Source organism: Mucilaginibacter sp. (assembly GCF_041660805.1).
Classification (GTDB): Bacteria; Bacteroidota; Bacteroidia; order Sphingobacteriales; family Sphingobacteriaceae; genus Mucilaginibacter.
The window spans coordinates 19072-41922 of sequence record NZ_JBAZVP010000032.1; the positions used below are offsets into that span (position 1 = coordinate 19072).

Annotated in this window: 37 protein-coding genes; 11 read left to right on the top strand and 26 right to left on the bottom strand. The window is 42.1% G+C overall.

Going from position 1 to position 22851, the window contains the following annotated elements:
- The 21 genes from WC743_RS24050 to WC743_RS24150 form a co-directional block, all read right to left on the bottom strand.
- Positions 1–1353: an SNF2-related protein gene (locus WC743_RS24050; protein ID WP_373016096.1), complete on the bottom strand. Its 1353-nt coding sequence runs from the start codon at positions 1351–1353 to the stop codon at positions 1–3.
- Positions 1305–1994 carry a hypothetical protein gene (locus WC743_RS24055; RefSeq protein ID WP_373016097.1) on the bottom strand — a complete coding sequence of 230 codons (690 nt, stop codon included), beginning with the start codon at positions 1992–1994 and terminating at the stop codon, positions 1305–1307. The genes WC743_RS24050 and WC743_RS24055 overlap by 49 nt, the downstream gene beginning before the upstream one ends.
- 106 nt (positions 1995–2100) lie before the next feature.
- Positions 2101–2817 (bottom strand): hypothetical protein, encoded by a 717-nt coding sequence (locus tag WC743_RS24060; RefSeq protein ID WP_373016098.1) that lies wholly within the window; start codon positions 2815–2817, stop codon positions 2101–2103.
- Positions 2818–3416: 599 nt separating this feature from the next.
- The gene (locus WC743_RS24065; protein ID WP_373016099.1) at positions 3417–3770 is read right to left on the bottom strand and encodes a hypothetical protein; all 354 of its coding nucleotides are present in this window, start codon (positions 3768–3770) and stop codon (positions 3417–3419) included.
- Positions 3770–4249: a hypothetical protein gene (locus WC743_RS24070; protein WP_373016100.1), complete on the bottom strand. Its 480-nt coding sequence runs from the start codon at positions 4247–4249 to the stop codon at positions 3770–3772. Before WC743_RS24070 ends, WC743_RS24065 begins: the two co-directional genes overlap by 1 nt.
- 54 nt (positions 4250–4303) lie before the next feature.
- Positions 4304–4792 (bottom strand): DNA N-6-adenine-methyltransferase, encoded by a 489-nt coding sequence (locus WC743_RS24075; RefSeq protein ID WP_373016101.1) that lies wholly within the window; start codon positions 4790–4792, stop codon positions 4304–4306.
- A gap of 4 nt (positions 4793–4796) precedes the next feature.
- Complete coding sequence (locus WC743_RS24080; protein ID WP_373016102.1) at positions 4797–5345, bottom strand: YpsA SLOG family protein; 549 nt, start codon at positions 5343–5345, stop codon at positions 4797–4799.
- 1 nt (position 5346) lies between these two features.
- Positions 5347–5973, bottom strand: coding sequence for a hypothetical protein (locus WC743_RS24085; protein ID WP_373016103.1), 627 nt, complete (start codon positions 5971–5973; stop codon positions 5347–5349).
- 289 nt (positions 5974–6262) lie between these two features.
- Positions 6263–6991, bottom strand: coding sequence for a tRNA(His) guanylyltransferase Thg1 family protein (locus WC743_RS24090; RefSeq protein WP_373016104.1), 729 nt, complete (start codon positions 6989–6991; stop codon positions 6263–6265).
- Positions 6992–7116: 125 nt separating this feature from the next.
- A complete protein-coding gene (locus WC743_RS24095; protein ID WP_373016105.1) occupies positions 7117–7344 on the bottom strand; it encodes an HNH endonuclease domain-containing protein in 228 nt (75 codons plus the stop codon).
- Positions 7322–7573, bottom strand: a complete 252-nt coding sequence (locus WC743_RS24100) for a hypothetical protein (RefSeq protein WP_373016106.1) — start codon at positions 7571–7573, stop codon at positions 7322–7324. The genes WC743_RS24095 and WC743_RS24100 overlap by 23 nt, the downstream gene beginning before the upstream one ends.
- Positions 7574–7802: 229 nt before the next feature.
- Positions 7803–8168: a hypothetical protein gene (locus WC743_RS24105; protein WP_373016107.1), complete on the bottom strand. Its 366-nt coding sequence runs from the start codon at positions 8166–8168 to the stop codon at positions 7803–7805.
- The gene (locus WC743_RS24110) at positions 8168–8344 is read right to left on the bottom strand and encodes a hypothetical protein (protein WP_373016108.1); all 177 of its coding nucleotides are present in this window, start codon (positions 8342–8344) and stop codon (positions 8168–8170) included. Before WC743_RS24110 ends, WC743_RS24105 begins: the two co-directional genes overlap by 1 nt.
- A complete protein-coding gene (locus WC743_RS24115) occupies positions 8331–8792 on the bottom strand; it encodes a hypothetical protein (protein WP_373016109.1) in 462 nt (153 codons plus the stop codon). Before WC743_RS24115 ends, WC743_RS24110 begins: the two co-directional genes overlap by 14 nt.
- On the bottom strand, positions 8789–9013 hold the full coding sequence (locus tag WC743_RS24120; RefSeq protein ID WP_373016110.1) for a hypothetical protein: 225 nt from the start codon (positions 9011–9013) through the stop codon (positions 8789–8791). The genes WC743_RS24115 and WC743_RS24120 overlap by 4 nt, the downstream gene beginning before the upstream one ends.
- A 4-nt stretch (positions 9014–9017) precedes the next feature.
- On the bottom strand, positions 9018–9314 hold the full coding sequence (locus WC743_RS24125) for an SH3 beta-barrel fold-containing protein (protein ID WP_373016111.1): 297 nt from the start codon (positions 9312–9314) through the stop codon (positions 9018–9020).
- 88 nt (positions 9315–9402) lie between these two features.
- Positions 9403–9777 (bottom strand): hypothetical protein, encoded by a 375-nt coding sequence (locus WC743_RS24130; RefSeq protein WP_373016112.1) that lies wholly within the window; start codon positions 9775–9777, stop codon positions 9403–9405.
- A 55-nt stretch (positions 9778–9832) separates the two neighbouring features.
- Entirely contained in the window at positions 9833–10192 is a 360-nt protein-coding gene (locus WC743_RS24135; protein WP_373016113.1) for a hypothetical protein, read from the bottom strand.
- Positions 10189–10518, bottom strand: coding sequence for a hypothetical protein (locus WC743_RS24140; RefSeq protein ID WP_373016114.1), 330 nt, complete (start codon positions 10516–10518; stop codon positions 10189–10191). Before WC743_RS24140 ends, WC743_RS24135 begins: the two co-directional genes overlap by 4 nt.
- Before the next feature lie 2 nt (positions 10519–10520).
- Complete coding sequence (locus tag WC743_RS24145) at positions 10521–13052, bottom strand: bifunctional DNA primase/polymerase (RefSeq protein WP_373016115.1); 2532 nt, start codon at positions 13050–13052, stop codon at positions 10521–10523.
- Positions 13045–13260, bottom strand: a complete 216-nt coding sequence (locus tag WC743_RS24150; protein WP_373016116.1) for a hypothetical protein — start codon at positions 13258–13260, stop codon at positions 13045–13047. The genes WC743_RS24145 and WC743_RS24150 overlap by 8 nt, the downstream gene beginning before the upstream one ends.
- Positions 13261–13669: 409 nt before the next feature.
- Between WC743_RS24150 and WC743_RS24155 the strand changes: the two genes are divergently transcribed.
- The 11 genes from WC743_RS24155 to WC743_RS24205 all read left to right on the top strand — a co-directional run bounded on the left by WC743_RS24155 (position 13670) and on the right by WC743_RS24205 (position 20624).
- Positions 13670–14182 (top strand): terminase small subunit, encoded by a 513-nt coding sequence (locus WC743_RS24155; protein ID WP_373016117.1) that lies wholly within the window; start codon positions 13670–13672, stop codon positions 14180–14182.
- Positions 14151–15653, top strand: a complete 1503-nt coding sequence (locus WC743_RS24160; protein ID WP_373016118.1) for a hypothetical protein — start codon at positions 14151–14153, stop codon at positions 15651–15653. Before WC743_RS24155 ends, WC743_RS24160 begins: the two co-directional genes overlap by 32 nt.
- A 39-nt stretch (positions 15654–15692) precedes the next feature.
- Positions 15693–16250, top strand: coding sequence for an HNH endonuclease (locus WC743_RS24165; RefSeq protein WP_373016119.1), 558 nt, complete (start codon positions 15693–15695; stop codon positions 16248–16250).
- A 324-nt stretch (positions 16251–16574) separates the two neighbouring features.
- Positions 16575–17252, top strand: coding sequence for a hypothetical protein (locus tag WC743_RS24170; protein WP_373016120.1), 678 nt, complete (start codon positions 16575–16577; stop codon positions 17250–17252).
- A 113-nt stretch (positions 17253–17365) separates the two neighbouring features.
- Entirely contained in the window at positions 17366–17728 is a 363-nt protein-coding gene (locus WC743_RS24175; protein ID WP_373016121.1) for a hypothetical protein, read from the top strand.
- Positions 17725–18024, top strand: a complete 300-nt coding sequence (locus WC743_RS24180; RefSeq protein ID WP_373016122.1) for a hypothetical protein — start codon at positions 17725–17727, stop codon at positions 18022–18024. Before WC743_RS24175 ends, WC743_RS24180 begins: the two co-directional genes overlap by 4 nt.
- Before the next feature lie 38 nt (positions 18025–18062).
- Positions 18063–18263, top strand: a complete 201-nt coding sequence (locus WC743_RS24185; RefSeq protein WP_373016123.1) for a hypothetical protein — start codon at positions 18063–18065, stop codon at positions 18261–18263.
- 5 nt (positions 18264–18268) lie between these two features.
- On the top strand, positions 18269–18397 hold the full coding sequence (locus tag WC743_RS24190) for a hypothetical protein (protein WP_373016124.1): 129 nt from the start codon (positions 18269–18271) through the stop codon (positions 18395–18397).
- 50 nt (positions 18398–18447) lie between these two features.
- Positions 18448–18708, top strand: a complete 261-nt coding sequence (locus WC743_RS24195; RefSeq protein WP_373016125.1) for a hypothetical protein — start codon at positions 18448–18450, stop codon at positions 18706–18708.
- A gap of 282 nt (positions 18709–18990) precedes the next feature.
- Positions 18991–19164, top strand: coding sequence for a hypothetical protein (locus tag WC743_RS24200; protein WP_373016126.1), 174 nt, complete (start codon positions 18991–18993; stop codon positions 19162–19164).
- A 59-nt stretch (positions 19165–19223) separates the two neighbouring features.
- Positions 19224–20624, top strand: a complete 1401-nt coding sequence (locus tag WC743_RS24205) for a phage portal protein (protein WP_373016127.1) — start codon at positions 19224–19226, stop codon at positions 20622–20624.
- Between the two features lie 43 nt (positions 20625–20667).
- Here WC743_RS24205 and WC743_RS24210 read toward each other — a convergent pair whose 3' ends face one another.
- The 5 genes from WC743_RS24210 to WC743_RS24230 form a co-directional block, all read right to left on the bottom strand.
- Entirely contained in the window at positions 20668–20895 is a 228-nt protein-coding gene (locus tag WC743_RS24210; protein ID WP_373016128.1) for a hypothetical protein, read from the bottom strand.
- Between the two features lie 235 nt (positions 20896–21130).
- Positions 21131–21700, bottom strand: coding sequence for a hypothetical protein (locus WC743_RS24215; RefSeq protein ID WP_373016129.1), 570 nt, complete (start codon positions 21698–21700; stop codon positions 21131–21133).
- Positions 21694–21936, bottom strand: coding sequence for a hypothetical protein (locus WC743_RS24220; protein ID WP_373016130.1), 243 nt, complete (start codon positions 21934–21936; stop codon positions 21694–21696). The genes WC743_RS24215 and WC743_RS24220 overlap by 7 nt, the downstream gene beginning before the upstream one ends.
- Positions 21936–22553, bottom strand: coding sequence for an FkbM family methyltransferase (locus WC743_RS24225; protein ID WP_373016131.1), 618 nt, complete (start codon positions 22551–22553; stop codon positions 21936–21938). Before WC743_RS24225 ends, WC743_RS24220 begins: the two co-directional genes overlap by 1 nt.
- On the bottom strand, positions 22550–22849 hold the full coding sequence (locus tag WC743_RS24230; RefSeq protein ID WP_373016132.1) for a hypothetical protein: 300 nt from the start codon (positions 22847–22849) through the stop codon (positions 22550–22552). The genes WC743_RS24225 and WC743_RS24230 overlap by 4 nt, the downstream gene beginning before the upstream one ends.
- Positions 22850–22851: the final 2 nt, after the last annotated feature.

The window sequence follows — 22851 nt, forward strand, 5'->3', positions numbered from 1 at the left end:
TTATAAACTAAGCTCCTTTTTTAATGCTGCCATCAGGCTGTCCTGCGTCTTGGCTTTGCCTTCGAGGCGTTCTTTGATTAATTCTTCTATCGTGCCTTTGCCGAGGTAGTATTTGCATACTACGGGGCGGGTGATGCCCTGGCGGTCCATGCGGGCGATGAACTGAATAAGCGTTTCGAGATCCCAGGGCAAACCGAACAGTCGCATGTTGTAACCGCCGAATTGTAAATTTATTCCATGACTGACCGACTGGTATTGCGCAACGGCCACGGCTATCTCCCCTTTATTCCAACGGGCGATAGTGGCGTCACTGTCCAACTTTACAGCATGGGGTATCTCTTTAATTATACGCTCGTAATCACTGCGGAACAAATAACCTATAAGCACTGGCTCCCCATTTAATTCCACTACGTCGTCGCAAAGCGCCAGGAGTTTTGTATTATCTACAACCTCATAGGTACCGTCATCCTTGTAAACACAACCGTTTGAAAATTGTACAAGCTTGGAATACATAGCTGCGGCTGATACCGGGGTCAGTTCGTAATCATCTGATAGCTGAAGCACTTCGGTTTTCTTAAACTCGTCATACCGTTCCTTATTTTCCAATTCGAGCATTTCAAACTGGTCTATGCGGGGCGGTAGGTCGAGGTAGTCCTTTGTTTCCATGCTCAGGGATATATCGCTTATTGCATCGTATATCTGTTGGTCTGCGCCCTCTTTAAGTGACCACGAGAATATAACATGCCCCTGGCGCTGGCCGGGCTTAAAGTACCTGTCCTTATATTCCGTGAACGTGCGGCCTAAGCGTTTGCCCTGGTCAAGCAGATACATCTGCCCAAAGGCGCCAAGCAGGCCGTTAGGAACGAAAGTTCCCGTAAGTATAGTAACCCTTGATGAAAGCGGTGCTACCTTCTTCAGCGCCTTAAAACGCATACTGGACGGGTTGCGGAACATGGACGATTCGTCAATGATAAGAAAATCGTATGGCCACTTCTTCCAGGTCTTTATCGCATAATGCACCAACCATGCTAAATTGCCGGTTGATATGGTGTAAATATCTGCTTTAGTATTGATGGCTTTAATACGTTGTGCCGGGGAGCCTATAAGGCGGGATACTTTCAGTGAAGATAAATGCGACCATTTTTTTGCTTCATCGCTCCACGTCATGCTTGCTACTCTAACAGGAGCTACTATTAATACTTTACTTACCTCTAAAGAGTTAATAAGGTATTCTACCGCGCTTAATGAAATAGATGTTTTTCCTAATCCCGGCTGTAATAATAACGAGGATTTAGGGTTATCTATTACGAATTTAATAGCTCGTTTTTGATAATCGTGCGGGTAGTATTCCATTGATTTTTTACGTTAATTTTATTCCATTTCCATTTTTCTATAGCCTCTGCAAAGTTTTTATACTTTGTACTATATTTATGGACAAGTGTTCCTCCCATTCCATACTTTTCTGTAATTTCAGTAGCTGTATATTTAATACCATCAACATACACATATAGCGTTCTTCGTGTATTATTAGCCTGTTGTTTTAAAGTAGCCCAACGGCAATTATTTGGTTCGTAATTACCATTCACATCTTTACGATCTAATGTTAAACCCTCTTGATGTCCGTTAGCTACGCACCAATCATGAAAAGTCTGTATAGAATTTTTCCATTCTTCACAAACTTTTATGCCCCTCCCTCCATAATCTTTATAGTGAACGTATTTAGGATTTTCACATCTGTTTATCATGCTTTTCCAAGTACCATAAAAACGACTATGCCGCATACCGTGAACGTACCTATCAACATTTAAGTTATTGATTCCTAAACAACCGCAGCTTTTTGTCCAACCTGTAGTAATTTTAGATACAGATACTATTGTTTCTTTACCACAGTCGCATATACAATTCCAATGGTACTTGTGATGCCTCTTTTCTGCTATAGATATAACTGTAAGCATATTAAATTTTTGGCCTGTTAAATCCCTAAATTTTCCCATAAACTTAAAAATCCTTTACCAGGTTCAAGCGATGCCGCGCTCTCCCCCAGTAAAGGATTAAAATATTTTGTTTTTGCCCGGCATGGCAGAACTCAAATATACGTAATTAATATTCAAATTGACTTAGTAAATATTCACCCCATTGAGAGGCGCAAGCCTTTGCCACCCCCGGATACGTCTTGCTCCGTAAAGTATCACGATTAGCAGACGGGGCTAATTTATTCTGCCCGCTGTCCGTTTGATTTGACCAGCGTTCTACGCCGTCAACCATACGTCCTTTAAAGCGTTCAGTGTTTTTAAGCTTTGGCATATGGATAAGCCAAAAGCAGGTACGCTTACTGGCATCTTCACCAAAATTATAAGGCTGTATTGTTTGCGTAGCTTTAAAAGGTTTGATATGCCATTTATCTTTCTTGTGCAGGGGTATAATTTTATAAACGCCGTCAACATCTTTATAGATACGCGTACTTATACAGGCGGTAGGGTTTTCCAAAACTATTCTGTCGGCTCCTGAATTAAAGCAGTCGCATACCTGCTGCAGGGATAATTCTGTTTGGGCAGCACGTTCCGGGTTGCCTATGTTTCGAAACAGTCCGGATACTGCCATGTATTTACAAACCGGGTGAAATATTACAAGGTCCCACCTTTTAAGTTTTACTCCCTCGAACATATCCATTTGCAGATGCCATTCCGGGTGACCGCCACTACAAGGTTTAAGATCGCAGCTATACGCCGCAAATCCTAAACCGCGAAAGGCCAGGCACATTGCCTGACTTTCTTCACCTGCTATAAGAATATTTATGCAGTTTGGTAAAAACATCATAAACCACAAGTTTGTAAGTACGTTTCTATTTTTGCGGCGTCTACAAAATTGTCACATACGACCTCATATATCACTTTATCTTCAAGTCTTATTTCATCGTTTATGGTAAAATATTCCTGTTTTAAATAAAATTTTAAAAGGTCCCAATTAGGATTTTTTCTTGATACTTCTATAACTACTATAAAAGCGTCATCCATGTTTATTTTAGTTGGCATTAATATGTTTCCCTCTCTATATGTTCAATAAATTTGTTTACGTCTTCTCGGTTATAGATTACCCAAACTTCGAAGCCTAATTTGCGCAGTTGTGCGTGTACGATCAATTGCCGGGGTCTTGGAGACCGTTCTACCCCTTTGGTTTCGCAGAAATAAATCCTGCCTCCCGGAAGCAGGATAAGGCGATCTGGAATACCCGTAAAGCCCGGAGTATGTAATTTTCTGCACATGCCACCCAATTTCTCAATTGCCGGTTTTAATATTTTACTTTCTAAATATCTTTCAAGCACATTATAAAAATAAAAACTGCAGTTGTAACTACAGTTAGGTAAGTCAGTTTTGTTGAACGAGAAACTGCGGAGGTGCCATACGCTACCTGGTAAATTATATTGCCATCAGATCTTTATACAGTTCGATATGAGTTTTACCCACATACTCTGCTATTTCTCTTGTGGGGTAGCAGAGGCGGGAGCCAACGTTCGAATACGAGTAAGCGTAGTCGCAGACGTCGAACGAGAAACCACTTTGTAAATCAAACCACGGATAATATTTGCGTTGTTCGTAGTTATCCCAATCAATAACTACACAGGCCCAAGCCGCCTGATTTATTACAAACAACTTGTATGCTGCTATAATAGCTTTACTCATACCTTCCGGTAAACCTGTTATGCCGGGTAGTACGTTAGGATCAATGTTTTGTGAAACTGCTGCAGCTTCAAAGGTTTCTAAGTTTTTCATTAGTTTATGTATTGATTGTAAATTTCTAAAAATTGTTTACCTGCGTAAGTGGCCCTTTCGCTTGAAGTGTAGCAGAGGCGGGAGCCAACGTTAGAAATCGAGTAATCGTAGCCGCAGTCGCGGAACGAGAAACCGCTATTTGAACCCACTGCGTTAAACCAAGGGTAGTACTTGTAAACTTTAACGTCAGTCCAGTCCGTAACTATGCCGCCATTGATAGCTTTAATTATTACCCTCAACTGTAAATAGGCAACAATGTCTTTTGAACCGGATGTGTTACACAGTTCTTTTACTTGGGCGTCATCTTCGCCCAGATATTCAATAGCATCAGCTAAAGTTTTAATATCTTCGAACGATTTAAATTTTGCCCGGGCAAATACTTCTTTGCCGAAAAGATTAGACAAAAGAGCCTTGCCTTTGTCGTTTGCCTGCTCGTAAGCAGTTAAGGCGTTAGCCTTATTGATGTTTAACGTTTCCATGCCTCAAATATATGTTTAGTTTTTCTTATTTGCAAGTAAAATATTAAATTATATTTACTGATATTGAATTACAACTTTTCCGAGATTAGATAACAATAAAGCATCTAAGTTAGCCCGTCCATAGGCCACTAAGCATATTGTACAGCCGCTATTTGCTTTGGCTCTCTTGCCGTCTACATAATGAAAGTGCGGTCGGCCTTCTAAAAACAAAATACCACTGCATTTGTCCCAGACATATTTATAACTATTTTCAGTTTCAAGTGCGGCAGGTATTAACATAATACCATTATTATGTTCAGCCATTTTAACCATCCATTTTTCACGCTCATATCTGTTAAAAGGAGGATTTAGCCAAACTCTGCCTGCCCATGTTTTTGATAGACCATCGTCATTTATATTGTAAGTGTGCCGGGCTGTAATAAAAGGGGAATTAACAGGCGCACACGGATCCAAATCAAAACCGTAGTCTCCTAAAGCTTTTATTATATTAGGTGGAGTTAACCACTCGTCGTTTTTACCTATTGTTGATTGGTGTTTTTTCATGTTTTTAAAATAAGTCTGACATATCGTACCCAGGAAACCGCGCCATAAACGCCTGCTCATTACATATATCTTTCCCGGAATCTAACCTAAACATCCATCCTTTAGGAGCCAGCACTACGCTATCCATGCCGATACTCTCGGCCCAAATATTCCCAGAAATGTCTGCCCCGGACTGGCCCCCTGTACGTATACTGATTAGCGGCCATAAAGCATGAACTTTGTTCATGCAGTCTGCTACCTTCGCATTAACGCCTTCCTGCGTGTACTTACTGCGCAGGTGAGGCATAGAGTTGCCGGCGATGTTAAGTACACGTATATCGTACTCCATGAGCTCTGCGGCTATTTGCATAGCCTGTCGCTCGGTCATTACCTCGTATTCGTTCAGGTCAATGCGGATGAACGGCTTACCGGCGCCATAGCAAGTTTTATGCGTTAGTATACTACCTGGCGACTTAAAATCTACAGAAAAGCAGATTGTTCCGTCGGATAACAGGGCGTTGTCGCGGGTACGTAGCGCGTAGCCTGTATGGGGGTGCTCTTGAAAATATATCATATTAAAAAATTGTTTTCCAAAATTCATCACCTATGTACTTCGTGTACTGAGGCGGGATGCTTTGTGCTAAACCATATTGGTCAGCCCAATAACACCCCGTTAAGTTTCTAACATATTTCACTCCACTGAAATGTCCTACGTGCTGTATAAATTCGCCCTCTTTTACTGCTCTGCCCATCTTAGCACTTTTAGCTATGTGTGCTGGGTGTTTTGGTTGAGGTAAATCCCAATTACTTTCAAATAATCTGTGCCTATATGATAGGTAATTAAACATTGTACCGCACAATAAAACCGGATTTAATAATGGGGCTCCCGGTACATTTTCAATATCATATGGCTTCCCAATTTCTATTAAGGCGGCTCGTGTAGCGGCTATTAAATCAGGATAAAATTTACCTGCTATACGAAATTGCATGCTGCTTTGTGAATACTCCTGACAAGGCGGTGAAGCATGAATATAGTCAAAATCTTTTCCGCAATCCATTAAATACTCAATGGCGTCCGCCTGTATAAAATTACCTGGGTGGCGGGGTTGAGGGTATAAATCTATACCTGTAACAGTATAGCCTGCCTGTTCAAAACCGAATCCACCTACTCCTTGACAACAATATAAGTCAAGCAGTTTCATATCGACCAGATTATATCCATGTTATCCATGGCGGCGTATTTGCATATTGAGCATGATACCGAGCCGCTACATATCGGGTCACTAATGCTGTCAAAGTGTGCATGCAGTAGCGGTTCCCTGGCCTCGGTGGTCAGGTGCGCCCACTTGCGTATCGTGTGCCAGTAAACGGTCTTGCCGGACGCGGCGCGGTATATGATATCGCCCTTGCTGTCACACTCGTGATCGTTAGGGATACCGTCTATGAAAGCCGATAAACCGTCCCCGGCTATGAATGCTGAGTGTGTGCCTTTCATGGTCTTACAGGTATTAAATCAGTAAAAGCTTCGCGCTCTTTTAGGAAATCAGGAGCGTCGTGGATTTGCCACCCGAACCTTGTGGTAAAATCAGGTTTATCTTCATAAGGGAAATGATATATCGGACAAATTAACCGCCCGCGTTTATACCCTGTCTTTACATCATTCCAGTTCTGACCTTTTTGAAAGCTCATTTCCTGTAAATCATTACAACTTTTACCGTGTAACTCTTTGGGTGAATATAAACTTTGTGCAAGGGATTGGATACTATTTGTTACAGCGTCATTTTGACGCCATATAAAATAATTTTCCACTTCGGTGCGGTCAGCTATTTGAAATACCCGGCTATCAAACATAGCTAACTTACCCGGGCGGCAAGTGTTAAAGAACGCAGTAGCCAAACTGGTAGACACGCTGCACATCTTTTGCAAATTAGCGTCAAACCAGGCTTGCGTAGTAATGGTTTCAAAATCGGTTAGTAAAATAGATATTTCATCTGACTGAACATAAGCGAACTGTGTTCCCTGAATATTCCTGCAAAGAAACTCTGCTGTCTTATCCATATCGCGGCAGAACTTACTATCAAACGGTCGCTCTAAACCTTGGGTATATGTGTGAAAGGCTTTACCGTCTATACGTATGATAGTATATGTACGGCGTTGCAAATAAATACGGGACCTGTCCTCGTATTGCTGCTTCATTCTATCTCCTAAACTACTTTTCATATCAAATCCCTCATTATAAAATACCCTTCCAGTTCATCATGGAAGGCGGTTACGTTCTTTTTAAAGTCCTGCAGGTCGCTTATGTATTGCGCCGGGTGGCCTGCTTTGCCCAAGCTTTTTTCAATTTACTTAACCAGTCCGAGCGGATGCTTGTTGCCTTTTAGCTGGTTACACCTGAAGCATACGATCAGCTTATTCCAGTACCTATTCAAGTCTTTGCTCATATCAAGTGGGTAGAAGTGGTCTATCGTACGCCGCTGCGGCCCGGTGTCGTAAAGCTTCCTTTCGCAGTAAACGCAATGCGTTTGGCTTGCGCGTTGCCGCTTCTGCTTATGGGTGTTGTTCCTCGGCATACTGGCCTATGGTTTTCATTATCTTCCTGCCATTTTCTGTTAAGAGGGTGCTATCCGAAATATATTGCATTTGCAAATCGAAATTACAAGCGGGCCAGGTTTCCACATCTGCGGCTATAGTGTTAAAGAATATAGCCTGTTCATCTGCATCCATTGAACAAAATAATTCGGCTATCTTCTGAGGTATTAATTTTATATCTACCTCTATTGTTTGTTTTAAGCTATCCATTATTTTAACTTGTTAAATTTCCTTACGCGATAATCCAGTTCTTCTACGTTCCATTGTATATCTCGGCGAAGTTCTTTACTGGCGGTGTAGTGAACAATATACCCATGAAACTCCACGCCTCGGCATTGATCAAACCTGCTGCACAGTCGGAACTTTAAGCCAGTTACTATCAAGTTTTCATACTCGAACCGCTCAAATCCTTTTTCGGATCCGAAGAATAATATGATTTTCACTTTATTTTACTTTTAAGCGTTTCATAAAATTTACTATCATCGTAAGCTTCCCAAGCAAAAACAAAACAAGGGTAGTAGCTATCTGAATAGTCAGTGCCAAATTGTAACCACACATGCCCGGTTATGGTAGAAGTTAACAGGTAGCAGTCATCCGCTTTATGTATCTTTACAGTATCTAAAGGATTATCTGTTTTAGCGGATGTATTCACTATGGTGACTTCGCTCATAGCAGAGCGATATCCATCCGATTCATCTTCTATAACTTCAAATACTACACTCCCTAACTGAAAACTGTTGTTATCCATACAAAGGTAAAGGGTAGCTTCGCTATCTACTAAATTATCAAAATCAACTGTTCTCATTATCTTACTGCTTTAAAGGTTATTGTTTTATCAGCCGACCACTTAAACCTAAGCAGGGCTACTGAATTGTTCTCGTCGATCACTTGGCGGTCTTTTAAAGCTTGCCAGTAAAGGACCGGTTTATTTTGTCGCTTTGGATTGAGCGCGATATGCTCTGCCGGGCTATTCGTTATCATAACTTAAATACTCAGAGTACAAAGCTTCGAACTGCTTTCCGGCGTATTCGGCCAATTCTTTAGTACGGTAGCAGAGGCGGGAGCCAACGCCCGAACCCGAGCCACCGCAGTCGTAGACGTCGAACGAGAAACCGCTTTTACCGTCAGATTTAAACCAAGGATAGTATTTGTATTGGCTGCTGTTGTTCCAATCTGCTTTCCAGCCTTCATTTAATGCTTTAGCAATGATCTGTAATTTAATAAACGCTATACAAGCGTAATTCCCAACGTCCGTGTTAATCAAATTAGTTTCAATTTCTTCTAAATCTAAAGAAATGCCCAAATCTATACAGGCATCTTCGAAAGTTTTTATTCTTTCTGTAACTGTTTGGTTTTTAATTTTAGCTACCTGGTCGGCTGTAAGCTCTATCTGTGTAGGCTTGCCATTTATTGTTACTGTGATTTTCATAATGCTTTATCGGTTAGTATTCTATAAATCGTTTTGATATCTTCTAAATTTTTGCAATGTAATATTTGAGTAAACCCACTTCCTTTAGTTTGATAACGGATGTCATTTCCTATTACATAGTAGGCTATTTCATGATTGGCGCTTATTGAAATTCTACATCCCATGCCATTATTCGCGGGATCTTTAAAACCTAAGGCTATTAAATTTTCGTACGTAATCATATTTTTAAAACAAAATGTTTTGGATTTGGCAAGATCTGAACCCGTTTGCCTCGGTGTCGAAATACGTAAGTATCCCGTAGTTCTTTGCGCGGTCGGAGCCTTTAAGCTGCTGACCGTGGTCGTTAGTCCCGGTGGCTGTACGGATGCTACCGTCTGACACTTTCTTGTACCGGAACGTAACAACGCCCAGGCAAAGTTGGATTTGAAGTTTTACAGTTTTCCAGGCGAATGCTAATGCCTCTGAGAAACTGCTGAACTGTTTACGTACAGCCCATGCGATGTTAAAGAGTCTTGATTTCATAATATTAATTGTTTATACCGCCAAATCCCTGCCAATCGAAACGGGCGGGGTTGGTAGCCTGCAAAACTTAGCAGGTAAAACAGGTTCTTTAATTTAAATGGTTTGGGTTATTAAAGCATTTAAGTTTAGTTTGGCGGTTGTACCATTTTATAAAACTAACAACTGCTAAATACATCGCATCTATTTTTGACTTATTACGACAGTCATACAATTTTAAAAAATCTATCTCGGTACCATAATATTGAGGCGAAACATCTCTGCAAACCATACATTGAGCACCTGATATTTCAACTGTAAATTGGAATTCTACAGGTGTTTTATCTTCTGTCGTTGTCCACGTGTAGCCATTAACCGAAGTACCTTCTATCTTTTCAATGGCGATCATCAGTGCATTAAAATCACTATGATAGTTATTTGTATTTGACGTATTTAAAAAGGCCGCTATAAGTTTATTATTTTTCATAACTGCTAAGTTTTGTTTGTCTGTATTGACATAACAAATGTAAAACTTATATTTCTTATATGCAAGTAAAATTATTTAATTTTTTATTCCACTCGTCACGGCGTTTCTTTTCGGCGGCATATTCGCTGTACATCCGGTCCAGCTCGGCGCGGATGTTGAACGTTTCGATGTTGCGATACTTGATAGTGTAGATACGCGGTATTGAGTATCCGCCTATAAAAACAGTTCCTTCTATCTCTTTATCATAATTAGTTTCGCCTCGTCTAAATCTTTCCTTTCCCCAAACCAAAATTCGTTTGGTAAATAAGCCAAAGAACACGAGGTGGTTACGCTCGATGTAAAGTATCACGTCGTCGCCATCTATCTCGGCTACGCCGGTATGGTTATCGGGCAGTGGGTGTTTGCGGGTTTTCACAGGCTTTTCCTCCACGACAAAACAGGCGCTACTATTTTAGCTATGTAACTACTATACCATCCTGATTCACCGTTCGCGTCCCGTAAGTACATAGCACGGTGTTCACCATAATTCTGAACCCTTATGATGTAGTAAGGCTGAGAGGGGTCTGATAGTTCACCGAGCTCGGGTAATGCTTTATCTGTTAGCGTAAAACAGGAGGGTTCTCCGTTTAGTATATTTATTATATCTTTAGCTTTTTGCTCTGCTTCTACCTCGGGGTACCCAAAATTATTTACTAAAACATTAAACATTTTAGTTTCATCTTTTTCGTTAAATTTTTTCATAATTAATATATCTCGTTAGGTGTAAAATCTCCAAACTCTTTACCTTTAACTGGCCCATCCACGGTGCGTTTGACCTTGTTAGCGTCCAGACGGATCTCGTAGTGCTGGCAATACTCTTTAAGCGCTGCGGTCAGGTTCGCGGCTTCCTTGCGGTATTTAGGCGGGATGCTGTTCTCATGCGCAAAGGCGGAGTACTGTTCCTTAAAGTCGTGGTTTGGGACAAAACCTGTTTCGCACCATTGCTCAATATTGTCCTGTATAAATTCAAGTGTAGTTTCGTGGTGCTTGATATTAAATTTCTTCGTCCAGCCCTCCTGCGACAGCGGTATCAGCTCGATCTTACCATTGCTGCGGAATAACTCCTGCAGGCTTTGTACGATAAAGTGGTCGTACCCCATCCAGTCGTAAGCGGTAAATTCGCCCGGGAACATTTTACCGTGTACGGTATCTACACCACCGTTAAGCGTATAATAATTGGTGAACTCCAACTGGCGGATGCGGCGCTTTAAGCCTCCGTCCACGTCATCATACGAATAGTTGGTATTTAGCAGCAGCTTCGGCATTTCTTCCGTCGGTACATCGTACTCAGCCACAAATTTCTTATTAACATACCCTACACCACCTACCATTTCTTTAAGGAACAGCCAGTCTATTTTTTTAGGTATATCGGCCAGGAAATATATACGTTCCCGGTTCCACGCCGCAAAGAACTTGTCATCAAACTTTACAGATGACCCCGGCACCGTTTTAACGGTGGTTGTACCAGACAGAATATTGCCAAATATGTTTTTACCACTCCCACCTCCGTCTTTAGGGTCGATCACTTTTTCGGTTAGCGTAATCAGGTAAGCGGATGATTCCGATTTGTAATCATGCGCCAGGTAACCGATCACTTTTTTAAGGTACGGGGTAATACCTATCGCATTTTCGAGGTAATCCGCGTACAGGTTACGCAGTGGTACCTTAGCATCCCACTCCCGTGGTTTTATGTTATGCGCCCATACATACTGCTCAAAGTTATCGTATGGCAACAGGTCGGTTGATGTAGCGGTTATTTCCAACACCCCATTGCTGAAATATTTATATGAGTAAGTGGGTCCGTCCTTTAGTACAGTGTTCGGGTCAATATCCTGCAGGCGGGTAATAGTGAAGTTGCCTGATTTCTGTATGAATGCCTCGAACGAGTTACATATCTGTGTGTACGTTTGGGCATCTTCCTCCCAGATGTATTTCTTTATGGCGTTGTAAAAGTCTTTGTCGTTCTGTTTTTCTAAAAGCTGCCCGTTGATGCGAATGATCTGCGTTTTATTATGCAGGCGGTAGCCTATCTCGTGCGCCACGCGATACAGATCTTCGCGGCTGATCTGGAACGATTCTGATTTTAAGTTAAACTCCCAGAACCTACCGAATGGTAGTTCGCTCTGGTACTGCTCTTTCAGCGTTTCGTATTTCTCCTTAGCTGCCGGTGACACATTATTAGGCAGGTCTTTGGATGATAACACACATCTGCGGACAATATTTTCCTCTACGTAAGGCTTAAATATGCCAAACCCGTTATGCGTAAGATGTTTATACGTTTGCGTTTTATCGTTCTTGAACATTAGCATGGCCATTACCGTAGACGGGTTATACCCTCGCCCCGGCTCAAATTCGGTAGAGCTGGTGAACACATAGAAGCAGCGGTTCTCTTTATGCCATGTGGCGCTTACCCCCTGGTCTTTACCGGGTCGGGTGAACATATACCTGTCGGAGTTCTCGGATAGCAGCTGCCAGTCATTTTCTTCCAGTAGGGTTATCAGGTCGCCGTTCATGTTATAGTCTTCGAACGGGTTGGTAGAGTACTGGTCTTCCTGCGTACGAGTCGGCTTGGCCTGTACAGGCGGTTTTATGATCTCCGTGTAGGTATGGCACAGGGCTATCAGGCTCGACCGTTCTTCCCATGTAAGGGTAGGGATAGGGTTGTCCTGAATGATAGCGTAGTCCATACTGGGAGGGGCTAATATGTAGCCCCCTTCGCCGCGCGTTTCCAAAAAGTTCATTTCCTTGTTCACGCGTTTACGTCCGGCGGCTATTTGCTGTTGTATTTCTTCCTCCGTAGCCGCCCTCCCGGCCAGTTTAACGTTGCCTGGCACCTCATGATCAGTTATGCGGTAGATCAGGTGACATCCTTTAGACGGGGTGCGATGTATACGCAGTTTGGCGTACAGGTCGGGGTACAGCGTTTGGATGTCTTTAAGCAGGTGCGCGTCAACGCCGGGTTTGTATTTTACGTCCACGTCGATCACCTCTATACCACCGGAGACTTTACCGCAGACGATGGCTACGGCCATGGTGTGATGCCTGTCCATAGATGACCACAGCTGGCTTTCAGTCATGCAGGTGGACTGTTGTGTAGTCCATGCAGTGAAAGGCGTCTTAGCGGGTCGGAAATTGCCCTTGTCGTCCGTTTCATCCTTATCACGTACCGGTATCAGTGAAATGTTGTCGGACAGAAGGTACTTTACCTCCGGCCAAACGGAAGCTAAATTACTCACCTATTAATTCGTTTTGTGGTATACCTGTTTCTTCTGAGATTATTTGCAGGGCGGTCACCGTTGTCAGGATGACGTTACCGGTTTGTGCCCACCGCCTTATGGAGAAGTATGATTTACCAAAAGCGAGTTGGAGTTTGGTTTGTAACCGGGCGTTGGCGAGTATTTCGTCGAGGGCGGTTTGCTTTAATTGTGCTGTTTCCTGAACCATAATTAATCGTGTGTTTGCAAATATACTATCAAGAATGATTAGATGCAAATTTATTTTGTAACCAGTTGAGCGGTTTTGTAACCAGTATGTAACCAGTTTGTAACCAGTGTAAGTTATTGATTATCAATGTTGTTACCAGTGTAACCAGTTTATTTCTATTAACGTGTAGAGATATTTAATATTAGCAATGTAAAATAGGTAATTTTTAAGGTTTGTAAAAATATAATTTTAAAATATGCTAATAGAATATAGGGAAAAAGGCGGTTACACTGGTAACGTAATTGAGTATCAGCATTTTAAGTGGTAACATTACTGGTTACAAGGTGGTTACAACTGGTTACAAAATTTAAAAAAGTGGTGTTTTTAGATAAAATACAATATATTTGAAAGAAAAAAGAGGGATTTTCTTATGCCAGCACCAAAAGGGAACACGTATTGGATGGATAGAAGTATTAGCGGGGTACCTAAATTGTTATCCCCCGAACTGCTTGCACAACATTTTGCTAATTATGTGAAGTGGGTTAAAGATAACCCCGTTGAGGTTCAGGACTTTGTGGGTAAAGATGCTACTGAAGTGTTCCGTAAAAAAGAGCAGCCTTTATCTTTAGACGGTTTTGAAGACTATGTTGCGGAGAACGGCGGGCCTATTAGTTTAGGGCATTATTTTAGCAATCGTGAGGGCCGATACGAAGATTTCGTAGCTCTCTGCGATTATATAAGGCGAAAAATCCGCGCTGATCAGATAAAAGGAGGTATGGTTGGCATCTACAATGCCTCTATAACTCAGCGACTTAACGGACTGGCCGAGAAAACAGAGACGACCGCCCGCGTAACTACCGAAACCGTTGACACCCACTTGTTATCCGATGAAATTCTTAAAGCTTTAGAAGATGCCGCCTCAAATAAGCCTATCGAAAGTTAAGGCCGAACTATGTCGCCGCCGCCTGTTCAAATTCGTGCAGGAGTTCTGGTCAGTACTTATCCCGGAAGACCCGGTGTGGAATTGGCACATTGAAATGATATGCGACGAGATCCAGACGGACCTCATGCGGATATGCAAACTGCCTGAACGTTGGGAGTGGTTTGAAACGGAACGCTATTTAGCCCCCGCAAAGAACCGCGAACCCAAACTCCATGACATTTTGCTTAACGTACCACCAGGCACAACCAAATCAACCATATTAAGCGTAATGGCGCCTGCCTGGCTATGGACAGTAGACGCAACACTGCGGATCGGTACCGGCTCTTATTCCGGTGATCTTTCAATGGGCCTGGCCATGAAAAGCCGCGACATCATTCAGTCGGATAAATACCGCCTGTACTTCCCCGAGGTCAAAATACGTGATGATAACAATAATAAGGGCCACTACATCAACACTGCCGGGGGAGAGCGTTACGCGACCTCTACGGGCGGTACGATCGTAGGTATCCACTTTCACCTGATCATCATAGATGACCCTGTAAACACTAAACAGGTTAACTCAGAATCACAACTGGAAGAAGCAACGGACTTCATCAACACCACGCTTTCCACGCGTAAGGTAGATAAGAAAATAACGCTTACTATAATAGTAATGCAGCGGTTGCACGAAAAAGACCCCGCCGGGGACTGGATCCGCAAGTGGCAGGAAGAAGGGTTTAAACTCAAATGGATATGCCTGCCCGCTAAGATAGGCGGAGATGGCGACGTATATCCGCCTAAGTTAGCAGATAAATACATCAACGGATTTCTTGACCCCGTCCGCCTGGATGACGAGGTGCTGGACGCTGCACGTATACAATTGGGCAGTTATGGCTATGCTGGGCAGATGGACCAGAACCCTACGCCTAAAGGCGGCGGAATCTGGCAGCAATGGTTCGTACCGGTGGCTGATAAAGATATGCCATCACCTGAGCAGATGACAGGCTATGGGACTGATTGGGACACAAGTTATACCAGCGATACCAGTAATGCGGCCAGTGCCGCCGTTGTAAGCGGCAGGATAGGTAATATTATGTACATAGACCGAGTTGCATGGTTTCACCAGGAGTTCCCAGATTTAGTTAACACGATCATGTACGGCTTTCCGTTCCCGCATTATGTGGAAGCAAAGGCCAGCGGCAAGTCAGCGAAGCAGGTTTTAGTTAATGCCGGGCATCCCGCAGAGGAGGTGCAGGTTAACGGCGATAAAATGGTTAGGGCTTTAACTGCTACACCTATTGCGGAGCGGAAACAGGTTTATGTAAGAGCATCAATACTGGACAAGATTTATAACGACAAGGACCAGGGGATACTACGTTTCCCTAAAGGGCCAAAACAGGATTTAGCAGATGCTTTGGCGCAAGCTATTTTTAGGCATTTAGGTAAACCTGCCCGTCAAATAATTGTAGGCTGGAAGAAAAAAAGCGCATAGTAGCATACCATATACAGATATTAATTTGTATATTTGGATATGAAACAATTAAAAGATTTAACAGAGCTAGGCGAACATTGGGCGTTGGTTACAAATACTGGCGGCAAGTACGCGGTATCTAATTTAGGCAGAGTAGCTTCCTTCTATAAAAGCGATACCGCTATACTAAAACCACACCCTTGTCGCAATGGGTATTTGAAGGTAGTATTCTATACTATGGAAGGTGAAAAAACAGTCATGCCTCACCGCTTAGTGGCTACATATTTTGTAGATAATCCCGACAACAAATCAGAAGTAAACCACATAAACGGTATCAAGACAGATAACCGCGCGGAGAACCTTGAATGGGTTACTCGCGGTGAAAACTGCAGGCATGCTGTAGATAAGGGCTTGCATAGAGGCTTTGAGAAAGGGCATCAGGTAGCTAACCGCCACCGGGGCGAACGTAGTCCTACCGCAGTATTAACCGAGGACCAGGTAAGGAATATCCGCGCTGATTGGGCCGCAGGTTTGAAACAACGTGAACTGGCCGAAAAATATAAAATAAAAATGAGTACAGTTAGGAGCGCACTAACAGGCTGGAAGCATATTATCTAAGGATTGTTATACGACCAGATTTGTTATATGACCGTCTGGCGCTAAAGCGGCCAGGATTTGTTATATGACTAGATTTGTTATACGAGGTTATTGCCGGTTGGTGATAGCCTCGTATGCGTATGAGCCTATACGTGTGCGGGTGCGTGGTACGTATATAGGGCGGTTTAAGTAATTGAATTTACATAGGCGGTTTGTTTAGTTGTTATTGATATTTCTTATCATTTACGTACAAGCAAAAATAAATTGAAATTATTTTGCATTTACTATTGACATATGTAAAACTTTGTTTATATTTGTAGTGTTAAACAATTAAAACAAATCATTATGAAAACTTCAAACTTAACTCCGACCAAAAAATTGTTAATTTCAATGTTAACAGAAAACACTGGCAAACACTTTTTAGACAGTGGTTTTGATAACGGCCGTATGTGGCAACGTAACCAGGGTAAAAACTTTGAGGCTGAATTTTATGAGGGCGACGATACCCCGCTTATAACTGTATCAACCTATCATTACTTATCACAAGTGTTAAACTTAGATCCGTTTGCTATTAAAGTAAACGCAATGTTAAAACGTAAACGTGCGAAAGGTATTGATGCTCACTGGATAGGTGAATGTGACGAAATTTTAGAAAATTGGAACGAACAAATAGAATGGCGTGGGGATCAATTTAATACCTACAATTATGAAAATAATTTAAGCCAGGTATTACAATGCCGTGTATTTGTTTATGACGGTACACCTTATGTATTGCTGCAAATACACGGAGGCGCTGATGTAAGAGGTGGTTATACAGATACACAATGTTTTGAGTTAACAGGTTATTTAACCGGTAACGTAGATGTTTATGGCAGCAATGATAACGGTGATCAGGTTGAAAATACTTATAACGGTTATAGCTTAACAGGTGAGAACGGGGAACCCGTTACAATGCTGGAAACAGATAACTGGCAGTTTAATTTTCAAGTACACGACGAAACATACATGTATGAAGCCAATTGATTATTACAAATTAGCCATTGCAACCGGCCTAACAATTGACCAGGCGAAATACTTTGCCACCGCTATGTCACATAGCATTAAACAGAATTTAGCACACTTAACAATTAAATAAAATGGAAAAATTAATCAGTAACGACCAGGCATTTATTAATCAACTTCAAAGAGCCGTCGAAAATGGTTTTGAAATTGATAGAGATTTAACTATTGGGGATATTCAAATAGAAGCTCAGGATTATTTAATAGAGTTAATTACACCTGCTGATAAGCAAGTGTATTGCGAAGTTATCCAACATGGTACTTCACAGCATGCAAGTTATTGTGACGGTATAGGAACTGTGTATCATAGTGACGGCGAAATAATACGATGGCAAACATACAAGCAGGCACAACCAAATGAGATGTTTGTTTACGCTACCATAGTAGATGTTAAAGGCCAGGTAATTGAGTTATACGAAACTTTAAATTTAACTATATGATACTAACAACCTTAAAAGATTATGCCAAACAGAAAGGCATAACCCGCGCCCGCGCTTATCAGCTGCAAAACAAACTACCTTTAATTGACTTACCTGTCTATGCCATTGCTGAGGACGGGACGCGCATACCGCTCTATAAGGACGGAGAACCGTTATTGCAAACGTATGTGCAACAGGATAGAGCAACGGTACAGGCCGAATATGATATGCTTAAAGTGCAGCTTTCCAGTTGTAATACACACGAAGCACGAAGGATAGTTGATAGGGCACGGGCAATTGAAACTATTTTAAAATAATACTTGACACGTGTATAATTAAGTTGTATATTTAAAATATGAAAAAGATAATCACAAACGGTACTCACTTTATTACTTCGCGCTTTGGCAAAGTGCAGTTAACTGATAACATTAACATAGCTAATGTTTACCAGGTAAATGAGCAAAGCGAAGATTTGCTAAACGCTATGAGTGTAGCTGTCGATACTGCCTTACAATTTGAAGACTTAAACAAATTCTATACACCAATTAACTTTTAATCATTATGAAAACATTACTTAAAAATCCCGTACATATTGCAATGATCTTATTAGGCGCAACTGTATTAATTGCCATTGTAATGGCAGTAATTAACATTGCAACTGGACATTATAGTCACCACGCGGCATTTTAAGCAGGAACAAAGAAATTAACAGATTGATAGGATTATAAACAATTAATATTATGAAAACTTTAAAAGAATTTACAACTGAAGAACTTAAAACCGAACTTGAAGCCCGTGGTTATCACACTGCAAACTTATGGCAGATAGGGGATGTTGAGGCTAAATTAGAAGAATATAACGAGGATAACGGCACTACTATTTCAATATCTGAAGAAGATAAAATGGAGGTATTAGTCCGGGCATTTAATAACGATGCTACATATTCTCAGATATGGGAATCAATTGAGTATGAATTAGATGAACTTATAACACTTGAATAACTAAATTAAAATATTAGTTACCCCGCTTCATTAGTTTGAGGGCGGGGTTTTTTGTGTCCTATTAAAAACGAAAAGGACAACTTTGGAGCCGCCAGGTGCCGGGGCGACCGCCACCTAAATTTCTACAGAATTTTACTTGCATATAAGCAAGAAAATCTTTATAATTACGTATGAAAACAAATTATACGATTGGACACCATAATGAGGAACTTAATTGGATAAAATATCCTTTTTTTGTTTTTTAATAGCCGGTAAACGTCAATATGTGATATTAAATTAAATATGGAAACCATAAGACAACGCTGGTCACGCAAGCAAATAGAAGACCGCCTTAGAGATTTAAAAATTTGTTACGATGATAAGGCTAACCGCGCCTTAATAACCTCGTTTCAAGATAGTCTTAACACTTTAAACCGCAAGGGCACTAAATCGGTTATCCGCTTTCTTACTTTCTAAAATTTTCTGCTAAAATTTTTTCTTGCTATATGCAAAATTAATCCTATATATTTGCGTATATGGGAATACTTGACACTTTATTCAAGGGTACGATCGATAAACGGGTAAATGCAGGCCTGAACCGCGCCCTGACGTCTCTTTATAACCGCAACGTGTTCCAATATCTGTTTGATGGTAATATTATTCTCGACGCTAACTCTTTCGACTATGTGGAAGATGGTTATGAGGCTGTTGGAGCGGTGTACGAATGCGTAGATCTCATAGTCAACAAAATAATTGCATGCCCCCGCATTCCGTACCGCATCAAAGACGAAAAAGAGTATAAAAAATACCTAAATTATTCTAAATCTCCGGACACACAGGCGCAAGCCGCGATATCAAAGGCTAAAGCCCTGGAAGAAGTATCCGTTCCCGCTATTGACCGCTTATTAAAAAAGCCTAATCCGGAGAATAATATGGATCAGGTGCTGGAAATGATCGCAGGTCTTCTACTCTTAACTGGTAACTCCTACCTATACGGAAATGGATCGTCTACCGCCATAAAAGACCGGAAATGGTCTGAAATATGGGCTATTCCAAGCGAAATGAACATCAAATCAGGCGGTTTAATGCGGCCTGTTACCTCCTATGAGATGCGTTCATACGTGCAAAATGACGCTTTTCCCGCCGCTCAGATCAAGCATTTGAAGACCCGCAACCTGAAATTTACCAACACAGGGCAGCAATTGTTCGGTATGGCCCCGCTAAAAGCGTATGCATACTCCTTAGATATACTCAAAAATGTAGACCGTCAGTCGGATAAACAGGTCAAAAACGGCGGTAAAATGGCTTTATTAACCCCGGAGAATAAAGAAGATGCATGGAACGAAGATCAGATCGGGCAAATAGGTGATTCTTTAAAGGAAGCCCGCGCTTCGGACGATCAAATGTCCCGTACAGTGCCCCTGAGTGTCGCGGTGAAGTACACCGAGATAGGCATGTCCTCGCAGGAGATGGAGTTGCTAAAAACAGGCGATGTAAAGGCGGACGACGTATATCGCTGCTACCATATGCCACTGCAGTTTCGCAACCAAGACACAGCGACCTACAATAACCTGCCTGTAGCCAACCGCCAGCTGATATATAATGCCGTGTACCCCTGGATACGTAAGATCGAACAGGCGCTGACCGAGTTTATCTGTACCCCGTACAATACCGCCTCAGCGGAATACATCATTGTGCTGGACTACACGTCCCTGCCGGAACTGGCCAGTGATGCAAAGGAAACTTCGGAGTGGCTGGATAAAATGCCGTGGTTAACCCCGAACGAGAAACGCGCGGTTATTGGCTTTGGCGAAAGTCCTCAGGATGGTATGGCGGAAATATTCGTCAACCGCAACACGGTCAGACTTCAGGACGTCATCGATGGCAAGGTCGTAACCCAACCTAACGACAACAGTGGCTCAACCGGCACTAATTAAAAAGGCCCTCATAACCGCCAGCGCGATACAGAGGGCCGAACACTTAAGATAAATTATTATCGTTTAACCATTTGGTAAAGGTTCTCCTGCCGCTCTCTGTACGACGTTTATGTAAGGCTAACCGTTTTCGGATAAGGGCTTGCCTTTCTTGCGCAAATTTAACTTCTTCCGCATCGTCCGCTAAACCGCGTTCTAACGAAATACGTTCTTTTTCCATTGACTGAAACCACAGGTCCATAGCCTGTGAATAATCTCTTTGTTGTTTATCCATAATTTATTGTTCAAGCTAACCTATTCGCTTGCGGGCCTTGTGATGTGTTGCTTAAATACGGAGTAAATCCGGCTTGCCAGTTCTTTGGCGCCGAGTTCTTGTAGCATGTCTAACGGGTAACTATATAAGAACCAAAACCGCTCACTGCGTCCCGGTCTGTCATACTCAATGACCAGCGACCGCCTGTCCTTAACGAAATCGTCTTCGTTCAATCCGTGGAAAATAATGTCAAATTTCATACTTCTAAGTGTTTATAATCATTAGCAGGATATTTACTGCCCCACCTGTACAAGTGCATTATATAAATCCCCGCCATTATCCCGACCCTCAGTCGCTTCTTAGGCGCCCGGCTGCAGAACAGCCAGTCGAAGTTGATTCTATTCTCGTCAAAGCCTCCCAGTGCCTGCCAGGTAGACACCTTGAAGCACATGAGCATACCAGCGACTACCTCCGTAGCTACTACAGTAGCCCCGTAAGCACTCCACCTGTATTCCGCTTGCGCTATGTGCGTCGATATACTATCTACGTCGAACATGCCCTTCACAAGCTGCATATCACTTCCCAAGCGATTGGTCATGCATCCTAAAATGTCGAAAGTTGTATTTTCGAGTATATCCATTATGTGCGCTTTGGTGTCCGGCTGCAGAAACAAGATATCATGATCCATTAATACGACCCAGTCATCATCTTGTAAAAAATGAGTACCCGCATCGGGCAGATCGCATATTTGTACTATCGCGTCGTTAATCGCCTTGCCGATGTTCTTATCTGTGCGGTAGGGTTGTATCCAATGAACATCTACCATGACACAACTATAATATTTTCTCCTGCTAAACCGCGCTCCTGACGCAAAGCGTAACCTGCCGCCATAACTTGTTGCATAACATCAAAAGGTAACATCATATCAAAATAACGTTGGCAATTTTGTCCGTTCTTAGCAGCATTCTCTATTCCCCGAGCAAGTGATTCTATAGACAAGGCATTTTTGTTTGTTAAAGCGATAGCTTCGGCTACCGGCATTAATTCTATTTTATCTTCCATTATTTTACAAAAATTAAATTCTCCGCGTTCTGAACCTTTAACGTTAACCTCGCAGCGGCGCAATAGTCTACGAACTTGCGGTACAGTTGGTAATCACTATTCCACTCAATGCACAAACATTTACATCCAACGGCTACCAAGTCTATTTGCTGTAATATCAACCAGTCGAAATTTTCTGCATCCAGACTTATAAAGTCAAACACTGGTAAACCCGCTTCCAGCCAAAAGATATCGAAGGGTACAACTTTTATCTGCTTTTCCTCAAACTTAACACCTTCCCACCGGCCAAGCTCTGACAGGTCAAAAGATGACACCAAAGCTTTATCGGTACCACCTGGTACATGCGCCCCGCTTTCATAGAACGTTAGTGTATCTTCCTTTTCACCTATGCCGTAGTTGTAGCATTTTACTCTTGGGTTGTTGGCGTGTAAGGCTTGCAGATCTGCGAATACTGAAGCAGGCTCGATTAGGTGACCTGCCCACCCCAAGTTAATTAAGGCTAAACTATTGCTCAAATAGTCACCCCGGTTCGCTCCTATATCGAGCAAAGTACCTTTGTAATCACCGAAGTAGCGGTGAACAAACTGATCTTCTAAATTTTGGCCATGGTATTTCATTTAATAAATCTCCTTTTCAGTTTGGCCCAGAAACTTAGTTGATCATCAGTATGACCGTAAACCTCTTTTCGGTTAACAGTTACATAGGACGGCGTAAGCGGCTTGTGGAAAGTATAAAGTGACACCCATACTTTACCGGTAAACAGACATTTTATCCGCTCTTTCCAAGTCATGCCCCAACAGGCTATAAATTCACCTTTTTCGTCGCCATCGAGGAATAGTCCCGGCAGCGGTTGGTATTCGGGTTGATCTTTTGCGTAAACCTTGTTTACGTCTTTAAAATGTATTGGTTTCATAA

Bases quoted from the DNA above. Each gene is read 5' to 3' on its own strand.
- WC743_RS24050 (WP_373016096.1), bottom strand. From the start codon at position 1,353: ATGGAATACTACCCGCACGATTATCAAAAACGAGCTATTAAATTCGTA.
- WC743_RS24055 (WP_373016097.1), bottom strand. From the start codon at position 1,994: ATGGGAAAATTTAGGGATTTAACAGGCCAAAAATTTAATATGCTTACA.
- WC743_RS24060 (WP_373016098.1), bottom strand. From the start codon at position 2,817: ATGATGTTTTTACCAAACTGCATAAATATTCTTATAGCAGGTGAAGAA.
- WC743_RS24065 (WP_373016099.1), bottom strand. From the start codon at position 3,770: ATGAAAAACTTAGAAACCTTTGAAGCTGCAGCAGTTTCACAAAACATT.
- WC743_RS24070 (WP_373016100.1), bottom strand. From the start codon at position 4,249: ATGGAAACGTTAAACATCAATAAGGCTAACGCCTTAACTGCTTACGAG.
- WC743_RS24075 (WP_373016101.1), bottom strand. From the start codon at position 4,792: ATGAAAAAACACCAATCAACAATAGGTAAAAACGACGAGTGGTTAACT.
- WC743_RS24080 (WP_373016102.1), bottom strand. From the start codon at position 5,345: ATGATATATTTTCAAGAGCACCCCCATACAGGCTACGCGCTACGTACC.
- WC743_RS24085 (WP_373016103.1), bottom strand. From the start codon at position 5,973: ATGAAACTGCTTGACTTATATTGTTGTCAAGGAGTAGGTGGATTCGGT.
- WC743_RS24090 (WP_373016104.1), bottom strand. From the start codon at position 6,991: ATGAAAAGTAGTTTAGGAGATAGAATGAAGCAGCAATACGAGGACAGG.
- WC743_RS24095 (WP_373016105.1), bottom strand. From the start codon at position 7,344: ATGCCGAGGAACAACACCCATAAGCAGAAGCGGCAACGCGCAAGCCAA.
- WC743_RS24100 (WP_373016106.1), bottom strand. From the start codon at position 7,573: ATGGATAGCTTAAAACAAACAATAGAGGTAGATATAAAATTAATACCT.
- WC743_RS24105 (WP_373016107.1), bottom strand. From the start codon at position 8,168: ATGAGAACAGTTGATTTTGATAATTTAGTAGATAGCGAAGCTACCCTT.
- WC743_RS24110 (WP_373016108.1), bottom strand. From the start codon at position 8,344: ATGATAACGAATAGCCCGGCAGAGCATATCGCGCTCAATCCAAAGCGA.
- WC743_RS24115 (WP_373016109.1), bottom strand. From the start codon at position 8,792: ATGAAAATCACAGTAACAATAAATGGCAAGCCTACACAGATAGAGCTT.
- WC743_RS24120 (WP_373016110.1), bottom strand. From the start codon at position 9,013: ATGATTACGTACGAAAATTTAATAGCCTTAGGTTTTAAAGATCCCGCG.
- WC743_RS24125 (WP_373016111.1), bottom strand. From the start codon at position 9,314: ATGAAATCAAGACTCTTTAACATCGCATGGGCTGTACGTAAACAGTTC.
- WC743_RS24130 (WP_373016112.1), bottom strand. From the start codon at position 9,777: ATGAAAAATAATAAACTTATAGCGGCCTTTTTAAATACGTCAAATACA.
- WC743_RS24140 (WP_373016114.1), bottom strand. From the start codon at position 10,518: ATGAAAAAATTTAACGAAAAAGATGAAACTAAAATGTTTAATGTTTTA.
- WC743_RS24150 (WP_373016116.1), bottom strand. From the start codon at position 13,260: ATGGTTCAGGAAACAGCACAATTAAAGCAAACCGCCCTCGACGAAATA.
- WC743_RS24155 (WP_373016117.1), top strand. From the start codon at position 13,670: ATGCCAGCACCAAAAGGGAACACGTATTGGATGGATAGAAGTATTAGC.
- WC743_RS24160 (WP_373016118.1), top strand. From the start codon at position 14,151: ATGCCGCCTCAAATAAGCCTATCGAAAGTTAAGGCCGAACTATGTCGC.
- WC743_RS24165 (WP_373016119.1), top strand. From the start codon at position 15,693: ATGAAACAATTAAAAGATTTAACAGAGCTAGGCGAACATTGGGCGTTG.
- WC743_RS24170 (WP_373016120.1), top strand. From the start codon at position 16,575: ATGAAAACTTCAAACTTAACTCCGACCAAAAAATTGTTAATTTCAATG.
- WC743_RS24175 (WP_373016121.1), top strand. From the start codon at position 17,366: ATGGAAAAATTAATCAGTAACGACCAGGCATTTATTAATCAACTTCAA.
- WC743_RS24180 (WP_373016122.1), top strand. From the start codon at position 17,725: ATGATACTAACAACCTTAAAAGATTATGCCAAACAGAAAGGCATAACC.
- WC743_RS24185 (WP_373016123.1), top strand. From the start codon at position 18,063: ATGAAAAAGATAATCACAAACGGTACTCACTTTATTACTTCGCGCTTT.
- WC743_RS24190 (WP_373016124.1), top strand. From the start codon at position 18,269: ATGAAAACATTACTTAAAAATCCCGTACATATTGCAATGATCTTATTA.
- WC743_RS24195 (WP_373016125.1), top strand. From the start codon at position 18,448: ATGAAAACTTTAAAAGAATTTACAACTGAAGAACTTAAAACCGAACTT.
- WC743_RS24200 (WP_373016126.1), top strand. From the start codon at position 18,991: ATGGAAACCATAAGACAACGCTGGTCACGCAAGCAAATAGAAGACCGC.
- WC743_RS24205 (WP_373016127.1), top strand. From the start codon at position 19,224: ATGGGAATACTTGACACTTTATTCAAGGGTACGATCGATAAACGGGTA.
- WC743_RS24210 (WP_373016128.1), bottom strand. From the start codon at position 20,895: ATGGATAAACAACAAAGAGATTATTCACAGGCTATGGACCTGTGGTTT.
- WC743_RS24215 (WP_373016129.1), bottom strand. From the start codon at position 21,700: ATGGTAGATGTTCATTGGATACAACCCTACCGCACAGATAAGAACATC.
- WC743_RS24220 (WP_373016130.1), bottom strand. From the start codon at position 21,936: ATGGAAGATAAAATAGAATTAATGCCGGTAGCCGAAGCTATCGCTTTA.
- WC743_RS24225 (WP_373016131.1), bottom strand. From the start codon at position 22,553: ATGAAATACCATGGCCAAAATTTAGAAGATCAGTTTGTTCACCGCTAC.
- WC743_RS24230 (WP_373016132.1), bottom strand. From the start codon at position 22,849: ATGAAACCAATACATTTTAAAGACGTAAACAAGGTTTACGCAAAAGAT.